Here is a 16,365-nt window from a genome sequence, read left to right on the forward strand (position 1 = left end):
CCTCAAATCCTACCCGTTTCGCCCAACCAATGTCTGCGCCGCTCCGAGAGATTCTCAACTACATGTTGTGGTGCGCAAGCCCACGCACCGCAACATAATGTGGCCTAGTCACGTGACGGGAAGATGCCGTACACGCAGATGGAATACGTCATATTGTTTGGCGCCAGCCCGCGCATGTCTGGCAGGGCAAACGTAGCTCTACCGTCTCCGCCATAAGTGTTCCCGAACAGCGAGTACAGCGCCGAGAAACTCTGGATGGAGAGTATCTGCCCGTTGGCTGGCATCCCGTCCGCCACCGCGCCAGCGGTCAGGAGCACCGAGCCGATCATGCACTCGGTGGCGCGGCCCGCGGCTGCCCGCTGCGTGTTCGTGCCGAAGAGCTTTTGCAGGTCACTGTTTCCTGCCGCGCCCGTTGACCCCGGGAAGCCCTGCGGCCCTGTCGCACCGGTCGCGCCCTTCGCCGCGAGCAGCGCCCAGGCGCTTGTGTCAGTTGGAGCTACGCCAGAGAAGCTCTCGTCGCGAGTGGCAACATACGTCGACCCTTCGAATTCGACGACGCTTGCGGGAGCAATGCCCGAGTACTCTGCCGCGGCGTCGTACGAGCCAACAAATGCCCAGGGGGCGACGCCCGCGAGCCCCTGAATGCCTTGGATGCCCTGCGCGCCCTGGGCACCAGCGGTTCCCCGCGCGCCAGCCTCCCCGTCTACGCCATCTCGACCCGCAGCGCCGTCCGCGCCTGTCTCGCCTTTTTCACCACGCTCGCCTTTCAGCCCAGCTGCCGCGATCAGGATCCAGTCAGAGGGCGACGCCGCAGGCGCGGCCCCGATTGACGATCGTGCTGCCACGTACGTCGACCCTTCAAAGGTGACGAGCGAAGTCGGCGGGCCCGCGGTGTAGGTTGCCGTCGGGCTCCATTCAGAGACGGAGTCCCACGCGGCGACGCCATCCTTGCCCGCCGCACCGGTGGTACCGGCCTCACCCCTCTCACCACGCTCACCCTGGATGCCTTGGATGCCCTGAATGCCCTGGGCGCCAACCGCGCCAGATGCACCGTCAGCACCGTCGCGTCCGGCAGCACCGTCGCGCCCAGCGGCACCGTCCTTGCCTGCCGCGCCATCCTTGCCAGCCGCCCCATCGCGCCCTGCCGCGCCATCCTTGCCTGCGGCGCCGTCCTTACCTGCGGCGCCGTCCTTGCCGTCAGCCCCGTCCGCGCCCTGGGTTCCTGCCGGGCCCGCCGCCCCGGCGGGCCCGGCAGCGCCGTTTGCTCCCCGTGCTCCGGCAGCGCCGGCGTTTCCCTGCGCTCCTGCAGCCCCCCGCTCCCCTGACGCGCCGGGAGTTCCAGCCGCACCATCGCGTCCGTGAGATCCAGGCTCCCCAGCGGCGCCGTTCTTCCCTGGAGCGCCGGCCTTGCCATCCGCGCCATCCAGACCGTCCGCGCCATCTGTTCCCGGCTCGGGCTCGGCGCTCTGCCACGCCACCGGCACGAGGCCGCTGCCGCACGTGTCACCCGCGTCAGCGAGCGTCAGTGTCCCATCAGCCGCGCTGAGGCAGCCCTGCATCGGGCTTCCTTCGCGCAGCGTGCCGCCACTCGAAATTGCGGTCGCGGCGACAGCGCCGAGGCCCCCCGAGAGCAAGCCCACCGCAACGCATGCGGCAAGCACTTTTCCTGGAACATTCATCTCGACTCCCCCATGTCAATCCGAGTACGCCGCGCCTCTACGCGCGGGCAACACTCCATTTCACTGGGTCTACGGGCCTTCACGCCAGATTTCGGGCAAATCTGCGCAATTTGCATGCGGCCATGCGCTTCTTGCACGCGACCCCGGTGAGGAAGCCAGCGCCATCAGTCGCCCCCGGCCAGGATCAGGTCGCACCGAACAACGCGCAAACGGGGCGCCCTTCCGAAGAAGGACGCCCCGTTCTTGCTCGCGAGGAGTTACAGCATGCAGCTGACGCACTCGGTCATGTCAGTGCCCTCGAGCGCGAGCTGGCGAAGGCGGATGTAGTAGATCGTCTTGATGCCCTTGCGCCATGCGTAGATCTGCGCCTTGTTGATGTCGCGCGTCGTCGCCGTGTCCTTAAAGAACAGCGTCAGCGAGAGACCCTGATCGACGTGCTGCGTTGCCGCTGCGTAGGTGTCGATGATCTTCTCGGGGCCGATCTCGTACGCATCTTCGTAGTACTCGAGGTTGTCGTTCGTCATGAACGGCGCCGGGTAGTACACACGACCGAGCTTGCCTTCCTTACGGATCTCAACCTTCGAGGCGATCGGGTGGATCGAGCTCGTCGAGTTGTTGATGTAGGAGATCGAGCCAGTCGGCGGCACAGCCTGCAGGTTCTGGTTGTAGATGCCGTGCTTCATGACGCTTGCCTTCAGCTGGCGCCAGTCTTCCTGCGTCGGGATCGCAACGGCCGCGTCGGCGAAGAGCTCGCGAACGCGCTCGGTCGCGGGCTCCCACACCTCGTCGGTGTACTTATCGAAGAACTCGCCCGACGCGTACTTCGAATCTTCGAAGCCGCCGAACACCTGCTTGCGCTCAATCGCGATCTTGTTCGACGCCGTGAGCGCGTGGAACAGCACCGTGTAGAAGTAGATGTTCGTGAAGTCGATGCCTTCTTCTGAACCGTAGTGGATGTGCTCGCGAGCGAGGTAGCCGTGCAGGTTCATCTGGCCGAGGCCGATGGCGTGCGACTGGGCATTGCCGTCTTCAATCGAGCGCACCGAGCTGATCGCGCTCATGTCGCTCACTGCGGTCAGCGAGCGGATCGCAAGGTCGACGGTCTCGCCGAAGTTGCCGCCGTCCATCGCCATGGCGATGTTCATCGAGCCAAGGTTGCAGGAGATGTCCTTGCCGATGTCGCGGTAGCTGAGGTCCTCGTTGTATGTGGTCGGGGTGTTGACCTGCAAGATCTCAGAGCAGAGGTTCGACATGTTGATGCGGCCCTTGATCGGGTTCGCCTTATTCACCGTGTCTTCGAACACGATGTACGGGTAGCCCGACTCGAACTGCAGCTCGGCGACCGTCTGGAAGAAGTGACGCGCACTGATCTTCGTCTTCGAGATGCGCGAGTCGTTGACCATTTCGTAGTAATGCTCGGTCACCGAGATGTCGCCGAATGGCACACCGTAGACCTTCTCAACGTCGTACGGCGAGAAGAGATACATGTCCTCGTTCTTCTTCGCGAGTTCGAAGGTGATGTCGGGTACGACGACACCGAGCGAGAGCGTCTTAATACGGATCTTCTCGTCAGCGTTCTCGCGCTTGGTGTCGAGGAACTTCATGATGTCGGGGTGGTGGGCCGACAGGTAGACCGCGCCGGCGCCCTGACGCGCACCGAGCTGGTTCGCGTAGCTGAAGCTGTCTTCGAGGAGCTTCATCACGGGGATGATGCCCGACGACTGGTTCTCGATCTTCTTGATCGGGGCGCCCGCCTCGCGAATGTTCGAAAGCGAGAGCGCCACGCCACCGCCGCGCTTCGAGAGCTGCAGCGAGGAGTTGATGCCGCGCGAGATCGACTCCATGTTGTCTTCGACACGGAGCAGGAAGCAGGAGACGAGCTCGCCGCGCTGTGCCTTGCCCATGTTCAAGAACGTCGGGGTCGCCGGCTGGAACCGGCCGGAGATCATCTCGCGCATGAAGCCGCGCGCGAGCTCCTGGTCGCCCTGAGCGAGCCCGAGCGAGACCATCACAACGCGATCTTCGAAACGCTCGAGGTAGCGCTTGCCGTCGAACGTCTTCAGCGCGTACGACGTGAAGAACTTGAACGCTCCGAGGAACGCGGGGAAGCGGAACTTCAGTGCGTATGCCTCGTCGGTGAGCTGCTCGATGAACTTCGTCGAGTACTGGTCGAGCAGTTCCTTCTCGTAGTAGTCGTTGTCGATGAGGTAGCGCAGGCGCTCCTCGAAGTTGTGGAAGAACACCATGTTCTGATTGACGTGCTGCAGGAAGTACTGCCGCGCGGCCTCGCGATCCTTGTCGAACTGGATCTTGCCGTCTGCGTCGTACAGATTGAGCATCGCGTTCAGCGAGTGGTAGTCCATCTCGCTGATCTTCGACGATTCAAGCCCCGGCTCCATCACTGCTGTTTCCAAAACTTTTCCAATCCTTCTTGGACGGCTGTCACATCGTCCGGTGTTCCAAAGAGTTCAAATCGATACAGGAAAGGGACCTGGCATTTGCGGGCGATAATGTCGCCCGCAATGCCGTAGGCCTCTCCAAAGTTAGTGTTTCCCGCCGCCATCACCCCCCGAATCAGTGACCTGTTCTGCTCGTCGTTGAGGAACTTGATCACCTGTTTCGGAACCGCACGGAGGGCGGGTCCACCACCATAGGTTGGCACGAGCAGCACATATGGTTCTGTGACCTGCAAGTGCTCTTCTCGCGCATACAGCGGAATGCGTTTCGCGGGGACACCGAGCTTCTCGATGAAGCGGTGCGTGTTCCCCGAGACGCTGGAGAAGTACACCAGATTGCTCACGGCGACCTCACACCCTCGCGTTAGAGAAGTCGACCAGCAAGCTCCGCGATCTTGTCGGGGCGGAAGCCCGACCAGTGCTCGTCGTCGGTCACGACAACCGGCGCCTGGAGGTAACCAAGCTCCTTGACTGCCTGCAGCGCCGCCTCGTCCTCAGAGAGGTCGTGAACTTCGTATTCGATGCCCTTGCTGTCGAGAGCGCGGTAGGTTGCCGTGCACTGAACGCACGACGGCTTGGTGTAGACCGTTACTGCCATTTTTATGCCCTTCCCTCAAAAGTCTCAGCTCGTGTGAGCCACAACATCTAGTGAACCACACCGAGGCCGACCACAAGATGATGTAGTTACACCGATGTAGTTTTCCACGGCCTTTCCACCGAATTTTTGGTCGATCTGGGGACAACTTTTGGCTCGTTTCCGCCCTCGCCCGATGGTTATCCACAGGCTGGGGAGGCAAAAAGAATTTTCATCCACCCCACCCTCTCGGCGTGTCGGAGTCGAAGCCAGTCCTCTGTGTAGTGAAACACCAATGAGGCCCCTTTTATGCCCGTATCAAGGCGCGACGAGAGGCTCGATTTTCACCCCAGCGTCACGTGCGCTGACCCCGCTGCGGGCGGCGTCGCCGCCGATAGACGCCAGCGCCTAGTCGACCGCTATCGGCCACAACAGCTCCGTCCCATCGGGCTGGAACCAGCGCAGCACGAGCATCGCATCGTGAGCCGCGGTCGCCTCGTCAGCACGCGCCCCGCGGACCGCAACCCGAATGCGAGAGCCGGGATGCACAGTCGTCGGTAATGACAGCCCGAGCATCCCTGCCCCAGATAGGGCGAAGCGCACCGAGTGAGCGACCTCTGCCCCGCAATGCTCGATCTCAATCACACCGAGCCGTCGCCGCACAACGTTCCATGGCACCGGCACAGCATGCGGGGTGCTGCCCGACTGATCGGAGCCCCCGGGGCCGGAGCCAGAACCGAGCTCAGGGCTCGCCCTCGCCCCACTCGCAGACGCGAGAACGCGCGCGGGCATCGTTCTGGTGCTGAGCCGGAAGGGTGACATGCGGTGAGGCTACAGGGGGCCTCAGACACTCGACGGGCCCGCCGGTCACAGCCGGCTACACGTGATGGTACGGACGGCCTGCGGCGATCTCCTGCGCCCTGTAGAGCTGCTCGGCAAGGATGAGCCGCACAAGCTGGTGCGGAAACACGAGCTTCGACAGGCTCCACACGAATTGAGCACGACTCCGCACGCTGTCGTCGACCCCATAGGCGCCGCCAATCACTATGACGACATGCTTGCCCTGTCCAAGCGCTCCTTGCAGCCGATCGGCGAGCGCCGGTGAGTCGACGTTTGCGCCGCGCTCGTCGAGCAGCACGAGAAACGCATCACGGTCGACCCGCTGGAGAATCCGCTCAGACTCCTCTACCCGCGCAGCATCGCCATCTCGGGCGGAGTGCGGAAGCAGCTGCCACGACACATCGAACGGCTTACGCAGCCGCTTCTCGTATCTGTCGATGCCGTCCTTCACCCAGGCCTCGTGCTTCTTGCCGACGGCGAGCACCTTGACGCTCACGGCACCCGCACTGTGCCAAGGTACTCGGCGATCCGCCCGATCGCTTCCTCGAGCACCGATACCTCGGGGAGCGTCACGAACCGCAAGTGATCCGGCGTCGGCAGGTTGAACCCGCGGCCGTTTGTCACGAGCACCCGCGTTGCGCGAAGCAGGTTGATCACGAACGCCTGGTCGTCCTCAATGGGGTATCGCTCGGGGTCGAGGCGCGGGAACAGGTACATGGCACCTCCCGGCAGTTCGCATGTCACACCGGGAATCTCGGTGAGCAGGCGGTGAGCGACGTCTCGCTGCTCAAGGAGTCTCCCGCCCGGGGCACACAGCGTATCGATTGACGACTCGATCTCGAGCGCCACAGGGATCGCGTACTGCGCTGGGGCATTTGAACACATGCGCATATTCGCGAGCAGCGTGAGCCCCTCAAGGAAGTCGGCAGCGCGCTCCCTGTCGCCCGACGCGACTACCCAGCCGGCACGGTACCCGGCGACGCGCTGCGCCTTCGAGAGCCCGCTGAACGTCAGGCACAGCGTCTCGGTCACGTGCAGGGCCGCGTGTTCGTGAGTCGCGCCGTCGTACAGGATCCGGTCGTAGATCTCGTCGGCCATGAGCACGAGCCCGTGCCGTTCGGCAAGAGCCGCGAAGCCGCGAACGAGCTCCGGCGAGTACACAGCACCCGTCGGGTTGTTCGGATTAATGAGCACGATGCCCTTGGTCTGTGGCGTGATGAGCGCCTCGATCTCAGCGAGGTTCGGCATCCAGCCGTTCGACTCGTCGCAGGGGTAATGCACCGCGCGGCCGCCCTGCAGCGTGACTTGCGCGGTCCACAGCGGGTAGTCAGGGGCGGGAACGAGGATCTCATCGCCGCGGCTCACAAGCGCCTGCAGCACGAGCGAGATGAGCTCGCTTACGCCGTTGCCGAGGTACACGTCCTCGGGGCTGACGTCGGCGACGCCAATCGCGGTGTAGTGGTTCGCGACTGCCTCGCGGGCGGGCAAGATCCCACGGGAGTCAGTGTAGCCCTGCGCGTGCGGGAGCGCGGCCCGCAGTGCCTCGACGATCTCCGGCGGCGCCTCAAATCCGAACGGGGCAGGATTGCCGATGTTGAGTTTGAGGATCTGTTCGCCGCCGCGTTCGAGCCGCTCCGCCTCCTGGAGGATCGGCCCGCGCACGTCGTAGCGTACGCCGGCGAGCTTACTGGACTGAGTAATCTGTCGCGTCTTCGAGCTCACGGGCCGAGTTTACTCCCCTCAGTGGCGGGCTATCTTGTCGCGCGGAGCAAAATATCGCCGAGTTCCACTTGCGCAGAGATCTTGTGAGGCGCACCAGGGGTGGTCGTGAGGCGGTTCTCGATCGTCCCGATGCCGCCCCGCTGCACGACGTCGTACACGCCGTCTGGCACCTCAAGCGAGATGGACCCCGCGCTCACGTTCAGGCCAACGTCGACAGGCTGCGCGCCGGTGAGTCGCAGATCGAGATCGCCGAGCGACACGTCGGCGTCGACTGTCTGAACGTCCGAGAGTTCGCCCTGCACCGTACCGACGCCGACGGTCGCGTTCAGGCTTGTCGCAGAGCCAGAGACTGTCGCCTCGCCGGCGTCGACCTTCAGGTTGAGCTCGCCGAACCTCCCTGCCGCCTGCACCTCACCGACCCCGACCCGAATGTCAGCGTCGATGGTGCGGTCTGCGAGCTCGTTCGGTAGCGTAAGCGTCGCCTGAACGTGCTGGCCGCGGTTGCTCGGGCACACCCCAAGGAAGCAGAAGCCCGAGCGGTCGACCTTCGGCGCCCGCACGGTGATGCTGTCGCCAGCACGGTCCAGCTCCCACTTGTCGGCGGAACCACCGCGGGCTTCGAGCGTCGCTCCCTCGACCGCGCCAAACTGGAGGGTGAGTTCCGCGACGCCAACGTTGAGGTCGAGGTCCGTGACCCCGGTCGCGTCAATCATCGTTCCCGCCGCGGACTGCGACAGCTCCACCCGCTGCGATGACAGCGCCATCCCGACAGCCGCTGAGGCCCCGAGCCCGAGAAGGACAACGCCGCCGACAACGGCTGTGACGATCCCGACGACGCCGATCCCGCGCTTGGGTGAGGCCGGACCTGTCGGTGCAGGGTGCATGGTCATGAGGTGAATCCTGTCTGTGGAATGTGAGTGGTGGCGGCACCGGGGCCACCAGTACTTTGCAGGTGAGCGATCGCTGCGAGTACCCGGCGGTTGCCCGACTCGTCTTGGTCAAGCTCAAGTTTCTGGAAAATCGCCGTGATGTGCTTCTCAACGCTCGCCTCTGAAACGAACAATTGAGCCGCAATCGCCTGGTTCGATCTGCCCTCGGCGAGCACCGCAAGCACGGTCCGCTCACGAGCTGTCAGGCGCTCCATCTTTGCGTCCTTGCTTCGCCTCGTGAGCAGCTGTGCAACGACCTCTGGGTCAAGTACGGTGGCGCCGCCAGCAATCCGATCGATAGCCTGGGCAAACTCCGCGACGTCTGCGACACGATCCTTCAGCAGGTATCCGAACGCCCCGCCATGTCCCGAAATGAGCTCGCTCGCGTACCGCTCCTCAACGTACTGCGAGAGCACAAGCACAGGCAGCTGCGGGTGTCGCGCACGCAGTTCGAGGGCGAGTCGGATGCCCTCGTCGCTGAACGTCGGGGGCATCCGAACGTCGAGAATGCAGAGGTCCGGGCGATCCTGATCGACTGCTTCAGCCACCCCGATCGTGTCTGCGAATGCGCCGACAACCTCGTGGCCCGAATGCTCGAGCAACCGCACGAGCCCCTCACGGAGCAGAACCGAGTCCTCGCAAATCAGGATGCGCACGGGACACTCACCTCCAGCGACGTCGGGCCGCCGAGCGGACTATCGAGCCTGAAGGTGCCACCCGCAGCGAGCACGCGGTTGGTGATGCCGTCAAGGCCTCCACCGGGAATCACGCGGGCGCCACCGACGCCGTTGTCCTCAACCCTCGCCCACAACGTCCCCGTGTCACGGAGGCGGACGGTCACGCGCACTTCGCGGGCGCGCGAATGCTTCGAGGCGTTCGTCAGTGACTCTGCGATGACGAAATAGACCGCGGTCTCGGCTTCGCGACTGCACCTACCCTCGAACCGCACGTCAAGCGTCACCGGCACGTGAGACCGACCCGCGAGAGCCGACAGTGCCGCATCGAGGCCGCGATCGTCGAGCACAGACGGGTTGATCCCGCGCGCGAGCTGACGCAGCTCAGTGATCGCGGCCTTCGTCGACGTGTGAGCCTCCGCGATGAGCGCCTTCGCGCTATCCGGGTCAGCATCGATCTGCTGCTGCGCAAGGCCGAGCGTCATGCCGACCGACACCAACCGCGGCTGCACTCCGTCATGCAGGTCTCGTTCGAGACGCGTCCGCTCGAGGTCCGCGGCACGCACAGCTCCAGCGCGCTGCTGCTCCGACAACTCCGCTGCCGCTTGCAGGTGCTCTGCCTCGGCGCCAGCACGGGCGATCCAGACCGTGAGCACCCTGTGCAGCAGCGCGAGCCCGACCATCGCCGCCGCGCACAGCACCGCGACGATCGCGAACGCAAACCACGGAAGATCAGCAATGAACGGAGCGAGAAGCAGCCCAGAGTTTGGGTGATACTCGACCGCACCGCCAGTCGCCGTCAGGATCGCGGCAGAAACGCCCCACACCAAGTTTTGCGCGCAGATGAGAAAGAACAGTCCGAGAAAAGTCGCGACCGCGAAGCTCGCGATCGCCTGCCACATGCGGCCCTCTACACACTGTGCCCACATCATGCGCAGGAAGCCACCAAACCCAGGCGCACGCTGCTGTACGGCGCGGAGCGGCGGAATGCCGAGAGCATAGAGCCCATCGACACGCTCAGTCTCACACCAGGCGGCCCCGAACAGCACGTAGACGAGGGCGATAAGAAACAGCAGGCCGATGCCGAACACCAGTGTCAGGCCAAGCCCGACGCCAAGCAACGCAAACACTGTGACGAAGAGGGCCCACCCCAGCAGTCCGAGCGCAGCGAGGTGCAGCATGGTGAGCGCGATCCTCAACGGGGGCTTCTCCCCCTGGGGGCGCTTCGCTGCTAGCTGCGTGCCGGCCGCGGGCCTCGCTGCGGCGGGTGAGTGAGGGGCCGGTGCCCAGGGCTCGCTTGTCATACTTCTACGTTAGAGCGCGCACGCGAGTACCCCTACCCCGCTGGCCCGAGAACCGTGTTCGGGTTTTCCCTACCCTGTCGCAACGCGCGGCGCCAGGCCGGGCGCTGCGGCATGGAGGATGCGCACCGCGCGCCAGCCGGGCTAGCTCTGCTGCGCGTAGAGCTCGGCGTACGCCCCACCCATCGCGAGCAGCTCCCTGTGCGTCCCCTGCTCGAGAATGCGGCCCGCGCCGAGCACGAAGATCCGATCCGCGCCTTCCACAGTCGAAAGCCTGTGCGCGATTGCCACGGTCGTGCGCCCCTCGCGCGCGTCGTCGAGTGCCCGCTGCACAATGCGCTCGTTGACGGTGTCGAGTGCGCTCGTCGCCTCGTCGAGCACGAGCACTCGCGGATTCTTCAGCAGTACGCGTGCGATTGCGATGCGCTGCTTCTCGCCGCCCGAGAGCCGGTACCCGCGCTCTCCGACAATCGTCTCGTACCCGTCCGCGAACGAGACGATCGTGTCGTGGATATTCGCAAGCTTCGCCGCTCTCGCCACCTCTTCGTCAGTCGCGTCGGGCTTCGCGTAGCGCAGGTTGTCTGCGATGGAGGCATGAAACAGGTAGGGCTCCTGCGTGACAACGCCGATGCGATCCATCAGCGCTTCCTGCTTGAGCTCGCGCACGTCGTCACCGCCGTAGGTCACCGAACCACCGGTCACGTCGTACAGTCGCGGGATCAGCGAGCCGATTGTCGTCTTACCTGATCCTGACGCGCCGACGAACGCGACGAATTCGCCGGGTTCAATGACGAACGAGACGTTGTCGATCGTTGGTCGGTCGTCTGGCCCGGCATCGGGATAAGCGAATACAACGTCATCGAAGACGATACGGCCAGCCCGGCCCGGCTCCTCGGTCGGTTCAAGGGCGTCAGGCTTGTCGACGATCTGCGGCGTGAGGTCGAGATACTCGAAGATGCGCGCAAACAGGGCGCTCGAGGTCTGCAAGTCGAGAGCGACACGCATGAGCGCCATCAGCGGGAACAGCAGCCGCGACTGGATCGTGGTGAATGCGACGATCGTGCCGGCGGTGATGCCTGCGTCGAGGCCCCGACCGGTCGCGCGTTCGATGAGCCAGCCCGACACGAGGTAGACGATCGCTGGGACCGCTGAGAGGAAGACGTTTACGAGCGCGAAGAAGACCTGGCCGCTCATCGCCTGCTTCACCTGAAGTGCAATCTGATTGCGGTTCTCGCTCGCGTAGCGCTCTGTTTCGGTGCTCTGGCGGGAGTACGTTTTCGCGAGCAGCACGCCCGAAACTGACAGCGCCTCCTGCGTGATTGCAGTCATCTCTGACAACGACTCCTGCGTTTTCCCGGCGATCCTGGCGCGCACCTGGCCGACCCGACGCTGCGCGATGACGAGCACTGGCATCAAGATGAGTGCGATGATCGTCAGCTTCCAACTGAGCAGAATCATCGCCACAGCCGCCGCGATCACTGTCACGGTATTGCCGATCACGTTCGAGACTGTGTTTGTCAGCACGTTTGCGACGCCGCCGACGTCGTTCTGCAGCCGCGATTGGATGATGCCTGTCTTGGTGCGGGTGAAGAACCCGAGTTCCATCGACTGCAGGTGCGAGAACAGCTTCACCCGCAGATCACCCATGACCCGGTTACCAACGCGGGCGGTGAAGTAGGTCTGTACGACGCCGATGAGTGCCGAGACCACGAAGACGACGATCATCGCCCCAACGAGCCAGGTAAGCACTGGCATGTTCGGTCCGCTGCCGTCGACGGGGAACAGCCCGTCGTCGAAGACCCGCTGGGTGATGAGCGGCGGCATGATGCCGAGCGCCGCCGAGATCAGTACGAGCACGACGATGATGCTCAATGGGCCGCGGTAGGGCTTAAAGAGCTCGGCGATCCTGCGCCCAAGGTTCGCGACCTTCGGAGCGGCCTCGTTCAGCTTCCGCTGTGCCTCGAAGTCACCGCCAGATACCCTGCCCCCGCGGCCACCGCCGCCTCCACCCATGCTCATGAGTTGAGCGTACCGGCAGGCGGCTCGAATCGTCGCTACGTCGTGCGATCAACTTTCGGGCGCACTGTTCAGCCCGGCCTGGCGGGCGCCCACGCGCTGCGTCCGGGTCTTAGCTCGCCTCGGTCGGGCCATCGACGACCATGACAGGCCCGGTCCTTGGCGGGCGCGGAGCGAACAGCAGCGTGAGCGCCGCACCGATCGCGATCACCGCGACCGGAAGCAGGATCGACTGTCCCATCGCGGCCGCAAATCCGTCCTGTAGCTGCGGCGGCAGCTGCCCTCCGGCGCCGCCCACCGCAGCCCCGTCACCAAGTTCGGCGGAGAGTCGGGAGGCCATGAGCGCCGTGATCGAGGCCGAGCCGAGCACCGCGCCGACCTGTCGGCTCGTGTTGTACACACCTGAGCCGGCGCCGGCGAGCTCGAGCGGCAGATTGAATGTCGTGATCGCCGACAGCGGCCCCCACATTCCGGCGTTTGCGACGCCAAGGATTGCGCTCGGAATGAGCAGCAGCCAGATCGGGGTGCCGGGCTTCAGCATGACGAAGTACAGGAGCATCCCAGCCGCGAGCAGCAGCAGGCCCGCTGTGGCAATGCGGCGCGGGTCGCCGCGGTCGATCAAGATCCCGGCGGGCCGCGCGAGCGCCGCCGACAGCACCGCCATCGGCACGAGCATGAGCGCCGATTCGGTCGGGGTAAGGCCGCGAACGAGTTGGAAGAAGAACATCAGCGGCATGCCCATGCTCGTCACCGCGAAGCCCACCGTGATGATCGTCGACGTGCCGACGGAGAAGTTGCGGTCGCGGAAGATGCGAAGCGGCAACAGCGGCTCACCGCGCTGTACGCGTTGCCACCAAATGAACAGCCCGAGCACGACGATACCGACGCCGATGAGCAGCCAGACGGAGATCGGACCCCAGATCTGCCCCCAATCGAAGTTCTCGCCCTCTTGAATACCGAAGACGACGAGGAACATGCCGACCGCGCTGAGCACGACGCCGAGCCAGTCCATCCGATGCGCGTGCGTTTCGAGCCTCGGCACGTACTTCAACGCGAGCACGAACGCGACAACCGCGACAGGCACGTTGATGAAGAAGATCCACTCCCACCCGACTGAGTCGATGAGGAACCCGCCAAGGATAGGTCCAACAAGCGTCGCAACGCCGGCGGTAATTCCCCAGACAGCCATCGCCTGGCCGCGCTCGCGGGGTGCGAAGATGCGGGTGATCACCGACATCGTCTGCGGTGTCATGAGCGCCGCGCCGAAACCTTGGAAGACGCGCGCTACAACAAGTGCCTCGATCGTCGGCGCGAGGCCGCACGCGAGCGATGACACAGCGAAGACGGTGAGTCCGATGAGGTACACACGACGCGGGCCGAACCTGTCGCCGAGCCTGCCGGTGATGAGCAGCGGGACTGCATACGCGAGCAGGTAGGCGCTCGTCGCCCAGAGCGTCGCCGTCATGTCCGTATTGAGGCTCTTCATGATCGTCGGGTTCGCGACAGACACGATCGTCGTGTCGATGAGGATCATGAAGAATCCGAGGACGAGCGTCCAGAGCGCGGCCCACGGGCGAATCTCTGACGGGTCAGTAAAGTTCTTGCGCACCGCACTAGCTTACGCCTCGAAAAACGACGAACCCCCGCGCCGGCGGCAGCCGGGCGGGGGTTCGTGAAAAGCGAAAGCTACTTCACGGCAGCCTTGAGCTTCGAGCCAACCGACACCTTGACGCGCTTGCCAGCGGGGATGTCGATGGTCTCGCCGGTGCGCGGGTTGCGGCCGGTACGAGCAGCGGTGGTCGCGGTCTCGAACGAGAGCCAGCCGGGGATCGAAACCTTCTCGCCTGCAGCGACAGTCTCGGAAACAGCCGCGAACAGGCCGTCGAGCACGTTCGAAACTGCTGCCTGGCTCTGGCCAGTCTCAGCGGCGATCTTTGCGACGAGCTCAGTCTTGTTGAGTGCCATGTTGTGTCCTTTCAGGGCGGTGACCGTTGGCCTGCCGGCCCCTGATCTATTCGGGGTGTCACCTCCGCTAAAGAGGTTCCGATCAGTTTGATCGGTATGAATCTACCCTACGTTTGCCAAAAAGCGGCGCGATTACGCGGATTTCTTTGGACTGCGTGTCGTATTCGCTATTGGAGAACACTTCGGGAAGACGTGCAGAGGGGCGAGACCGACCAGAAACTGATCAGTCCCGCCCCTCTGAAGATGCGGTGCTACCGGCTTACAACCGAGCGATTACCAGCTCGACTTGGTGATGCCGGGGAGCTCGCCACGGTGTGCCATGTCGCGGAAGCGAACACGCGAAACACCGTACTTCGTCAGCACGCCACGGGGGCGGCCGTCGATGACGTCGCGGCTCCGAACGCGCACGGGCGACGCGTTGCGGGGAAGCTTCTGCAGGCCCACACGAGCAGCCTCACGGCTCTCATCGGTGCCGTTGGGGTCAATGAGCGCCTTCTTGAGCTCGAGACGCTTCTCAGCGTAACGCGCAACAATCGCCTGGCGCTGCTTGTTCTTCGCAATCATGCTCTTCTTAGCCATGCTTAGCGCTCCTCTCGGAATTCGACGTGCTTACGGATAACCGGATCGTACTTCTTGAGCACGAGGCGATCGGGGGTGTTACGACGGTTCTTCTTGGTCACGTAGGTGTAACCAGTGCCTGCCGTCGAACGGAGCTTGATGATCGGACGTACGTCCTTATCCTTAGCCATTAGAACTTCACCCCACGCTTCTTCAGGTCAGCGACCACAGCCTCGATGCCACGGGCATCGATAACCTTGATGCCCTTAGCCGACAGGGTGAGGGTCACCTTGCGGCCGAGCGAGGGCACGAAGTAGGTCTTCTTCTGGATGTTCGGATCGAACCGACGCTTGGTGCGACGGTGCGAGTGCGAAATGTTGTGTCCGAAGCCGGGAACGGCGCCGGTCACCTGGCACACTGCTGCCATGATGTTTCCTCTCATACCGTGAGACCGGACGGCCTCACCCAAGATTTCTTGTCTGCGGGACCCGCCGAGGCAAGCCTCCGGTAACGGTTCCTGCGGTGCGTGCACTGGGACGGCGCACGACCAAGGGTCAAGCTTACGCGAATCTGACCGACAGCGCAACGCGCCCAGGAACCCGCACACATGTCAACGACGTACCATGGAGGGTGTGAGCCACCCAAAGATCCTGCTGTACTACGCGTTTGCCCCCGTCGCCGACCCCGAGGCTGCGATGCTGTGGCAGCGCGAACTCTGCGAGTCCCTCGGCCTGCGCGGCCGCATCATCATCTCCAAGCACGGCATCAACGGCACCGTCGGCGGCGAGATCGACGCGTGCAAGCAGTACCTCAAGCGCACCCGCGAGTACGGCCCCTTCTCGGGCCTCGACGTGAAGTGGAGTGAGGGGAGTGGCTTCGACGCGACCGAACCGACGCTCCTCAAGGGCGTCGATCGCAGCGTGCCGTGGCAGGCAATCTCCGACTTCCCGAAGCTCAGCGTGAAGGTGCGTGATGAGCTCGTCGCGTTCGGTATTCCCGAGGAGACCGTCGTTGACGAGAACGGCGTCGTTGGCGGCGGCGTGCACCTCTCGCCCGAAAAGGTGAACGAGCTCGTCGCCGAGCGCGGTGACGACGTCGTCTTCTTCGACGGCCGCAACGCATGGGAGGCCGAGGTCGGCAAGTTCAAGGGCGCCATCGTGCCTGACGTGCGCACGACTCACGACTTCATCGCACAGATCGAATCGGGTGCGTTCGACGACATCAAGGGCAAACCTATAGTCACCTACTGCACCGGGGGCATTCGCTGCGAGATCCTCTCAGCTGCGATGGTCGCGCGCGGCTTTGAGGAGGTCTACCAGATCGACGGCGGCATCGTCCGCTATGGCGAGGCCTTCGGCAACGACGGCCTCTGGGAGGGCTCGCTCGCGGTCTTCGACGGCCGCGAGACGATGGACTTCGCGCCCGGAGCGGCGGTGATCGGCGTCTGCGCCGAATGCGGCGCCCCCACAGCCAACCTCGTCGACTGTGCCGAGAACTCCTGTCGCACGCGCTTCGTTGCCTGCGCGTCGCACGATGCGCCCCGCTGCGAGGCGCATCTACTCACACGCGCGTAGGCGTAACGGAACAGCAACTGCGCAACGACGAAGCGCCCGAGGGATCACTCCCCCGGGCGCTTCGTCGTATGGCTACC

17 protein-coding genes are annotated in these 16,365 nt (G+C 64.1%); 1 reads left to right on the plus strand and 16 read right to left on the minus strand.

Annotated features, from left to right (window positions below):
- Positions 1-104 precede the first annotated feature (104 nt).
- The 16 genes from KI794_RS14825 to rpmB form a co-directional block, all read right to left on the minus strand.
- Positions 105-1,679 (minus strand): tail fiber protein, encoded by a 1,575-nt coding sequence (locus KI794_RS14825; protein ID WP_255808512.1) that lies wholly within the window; start codon positions 1,677-1,679, stop codon positions 105-107.
- Positions 1,680-1,936: 257 nt separating this feature from the next.
- Positions 1,937-4,078 (minus strand): class 1b ribonucleoside-diphosphate reductase subunit alpha, encoded by a 2,142-nt coding sequence (nrdE, locus tag KI794_RS14830; RefSeq protein WP_162921150.1) that lies wholly within the window; start codon positions 4,076-4,078, stop codon positions 1,937-1,939.
- Entirely contained in the window at positions 4,078-4,479 is a 402-nt protein-coding gene (gene nrdI, locus KI794_RS14835; RefSeq protein WP_119282669.1) for a class Ib ribonucleoside-diphosphate reductase assembly flavoprotein NrdI, read from the minus strand. The genes nrdE and nrdI overlap by 1 nt, the downstream gene beginning before the upstream one ends.
- Before the next feature lie 20 nt (positions 4,480-4,499).
- Positions 4,500-4,733, minus strand: coding sequence for a glutaredoxin-like protein NrdH (gene nrdH / locus KI794_RS14840; protein WP_119282668.1), 234 nt, complete (start codon positions 4,731-4,733; stop codon positions 4,500-4,502).
- Between the two features lie 384 nt (positions 4,734-5,117).
- Positions 5,118-5,531: a hypothetical protein gene (locus KI794_RS14845; RefSeq protein WP_255808513.1), complete on the minus strand. Its 414-nt coding sequence runs from the start codon at positions 5,529-5,531 to the stop codon at positions 5,118-5,120.
- Between the two features lie 55 nt (positions 5,532-5,586).
- On the minus strand, positions 5,587-6,045 hold the full coding sequence (rlmH, locus tag KI794_RS14850) for a 23S rRNA (pseudouridine(1915)-N(3))-methyltransferase RlmH (RefSeq protein ID WP_255808514.1): 459 nt from the start codon (positions 6,043-6,045) through the stop codon (positions 5,587-5,589).
- Positions 6,042-7,271, minus strand: coding sequence for a pyridoxal phosphate-dependent aminotransferase (locus tag KI794_RS14855; RefSeq protein ID WP_119282666.1), 1,230 nt, complete (start codon positions 7,269-7,271; stop codon positions 6,042-6,044). The genes rlmH and KI794_RS14855 overlap by 4 nt, the downstream gene beginning before the upstream one ends.
- Before the next feature lie 29 nt (positions 7,272-7,300).
- Positions 7,301-8,161: a hypothetical protein gene (locus KI794_RS14860; protein ID WP_119282665.1), complete on the minus strand. Its 861-nt coding sequence runs from the start codon at positions 8,159-8,161 to the stop codon at positions 7,301-7,303.
- On the minus strand, positions 8,158-8,856 hold the full coding sequence (locus KI794_RS14865) for a response regulator (protein WP_119282664.1): 699 nt from the start codon (positions 8,854-8,856) through the stop codon (positions 8,158-8,160). Before KI794_RS14865 ends, KI794_RS14860 begins: the two co-directional genes overlap by 4 nt.
- Entirely contained in the window at positions 8,844-10,178 is a 1,335-nt protein-coding gene (locus tag KI794_RS14870) for a sensor histidine kinase (protein WP_255808515.1), read from the minus strand. Before KI794_RS14870 ends, KI794_RS14865 begins: the two co-directional genes overlap by 13 nt.
- Positions 10,179-10,319: 141 nt before the next feature.
- The gene (locus KI794_RS14875) at positions 10,320-12,188 is read right to left on the minus strand and encodes an ABC transporter ATP-binding protein (protein ID WP_255809781.1); all 1,869 of its coding nucleotides are present in this window, start codon (positions 12,186-12,188) and stop codon (positions 10,320-10,322) included.
- Positions 12,189-12,303: 115 nt separating this feature from the next.
- Positions 12,304-13,800, minus strand: a complete 1,497-nt coding sequence (locus KI794_RS14880; protein ID WP_255808516.1) for a DHA2 family efflux MFS transporter permease subunit — start codon at positions 13,798-13,800, stop codon at positions 12,304-12,306.
- Between the two features lie 77 nt (positions 13,801-13,877).
- Positions 13,878-14,156, minus strand: coding sequence for an HU family DNA-binding protein (locus KI794_RS14885; RefSeq protein WP_042544305.1), 279 nt, complete (start codon positions 14,154-14,156; stop codon positions 13,878-13,880).
- 273 nt (positions 14,157-14,429) lie between these two features.
- Complete coding sequence (gene rpsN, locus KI794_RS14890; protein WP_042544304.1) at positions 14,430-14,735, minus strand: 30S ribosomal protein S14; 306 nt, start codon at positions 14,733-14,735, stop codon at positions 14,430-14,432.
- 2 nt (positions 14,736-14,737) lie between these two features.
- Complete coding sequence (rpmG, locus tag KI794_RS14895; RefSeq protein ID WP_119282662.1) at positions 14,738-14,905, minus strand: 50S ribosomal protein L33; 168 nt, start codon at positions 14,903-14,905, stop codon at positions 14,738-14,740.
- Positions 14,905-15,141: a 50S ribosomal protein L28 gene (gene rpmB, locus KI794_RS14900; protein WP_119282661.1), complete on the minus strand. Its 237-nt coding sequence runs from the start codon at positions 15,139-15,141 to the stop codon at positions 14,905-14,907. Before rpmB ends, rpmG begins: the two co-directional genes overlap by 1 nt.
- Before the next feature lie 205 nt (positions 15,142-15,346).
- Between rpmB and KI794_RS14905 the strand changes: the two genes are divergently transcribed.
- Complete coding sequence (locus tag KI794_RS14905; protein WP_255808517.1) at positions 15,347-16,288, plus strand: tRNA uridine(34) hydroxylase; 942 nt, start codon at positions 15,347-15,349, stop codon at positions 16,286-16,288.
- The last annotated feature ends 77 nt before the right edge of the window (positions 16,289-16,365 follow it).

Origin of the sequence: Leucobacter aridicollis (assembly GCF_024399335.1) — a bacterium.
Taxonomy (GTDB): Bacteria; Actinomycetota; Actinomycetes; order Actinomycetales; family Microbacteriaceae; genus Leucobacter; species Leucobacter aridicollis_A.

Bases quoted from the DNA above. Each gene is read 5' to 3' on its own strand.
- KI794_RS14825 (WP_255808512.1), bottom strand. From the start codon at position 1,679: ATGAATGTTCCAGGAAAAGTGCTTGCCGCATGCGTTGCGGTGGGCTTG.
- nrdE (WP_162921150.1), bottom strand. From the start codon at position 4,078: ATGGAGCCGGGGCTTGAATCGTCGAAGATCAGCGAGATGGACTACCAC.
- nrdH (WP_119282668.1), bottom strand. From the start codon at position 4,733: ATGGCAGTAACGGTCTACACCAAGCCGTCGTGCGTTCAGTGCACGGCA.
- KI794_RS14845 (WP_255808513.1), bottom strand. From the start codon at position 5,531: ATGTCACCCTTCCGGCTCAGCACCAGAACGATGCCCGCGCGCGTTCTC.
- KI794_RS14860 (WP_119282665.1), bottom strand. From the start codon at position 8,161: ATGACCATGCACCCTGCACCGACAGGTCCGGCCTCACCCAAGCGCGGG.
- KI794_RS14870 (WP_255808515.1), bottom strand. From the start codon at position 10,178: ATGACAAGCGAGCCCTGGGCACCGGCCCCTCACTCACCCGCCGCAGCG.
- KI794_RS14875 (WP_255809781.1), bottom strand. From the start codon at position 12,188: ATGGGTGGAGGCGGCGGTGGCCGCGGGGGCAGGGTATCTGGCGGTGAC.
- KI794_RS14885 (WP_042544305.1), bottom strand. From the start codon at position 14,156: ATGGCACTCAACAAGACTGAGCTCGTCGCAAAGATCGCCGCTGAGACT.
- rpsN (WP_042544304.1), bottom strand. From the start codon at position 14,735: ATGGCTAAGAAGAGCATGATTGCGAAGAACAAGCAGCGCCAGGCGATT.
- rpmG (WP_119282662.1), bottom strand. From the start codon at position 14,905: ATGGCTAAGGATAAGGACGTACGTCCGATCATCAAGCTCCGTTCGACG.
- rpmB (WP_119282661.1), bottom strand. From the start codon at position 15,141: ATGGCAGCAGTGTGCCAGGTGACCGGCGCCGTTCCCGGCTTCGGACAC.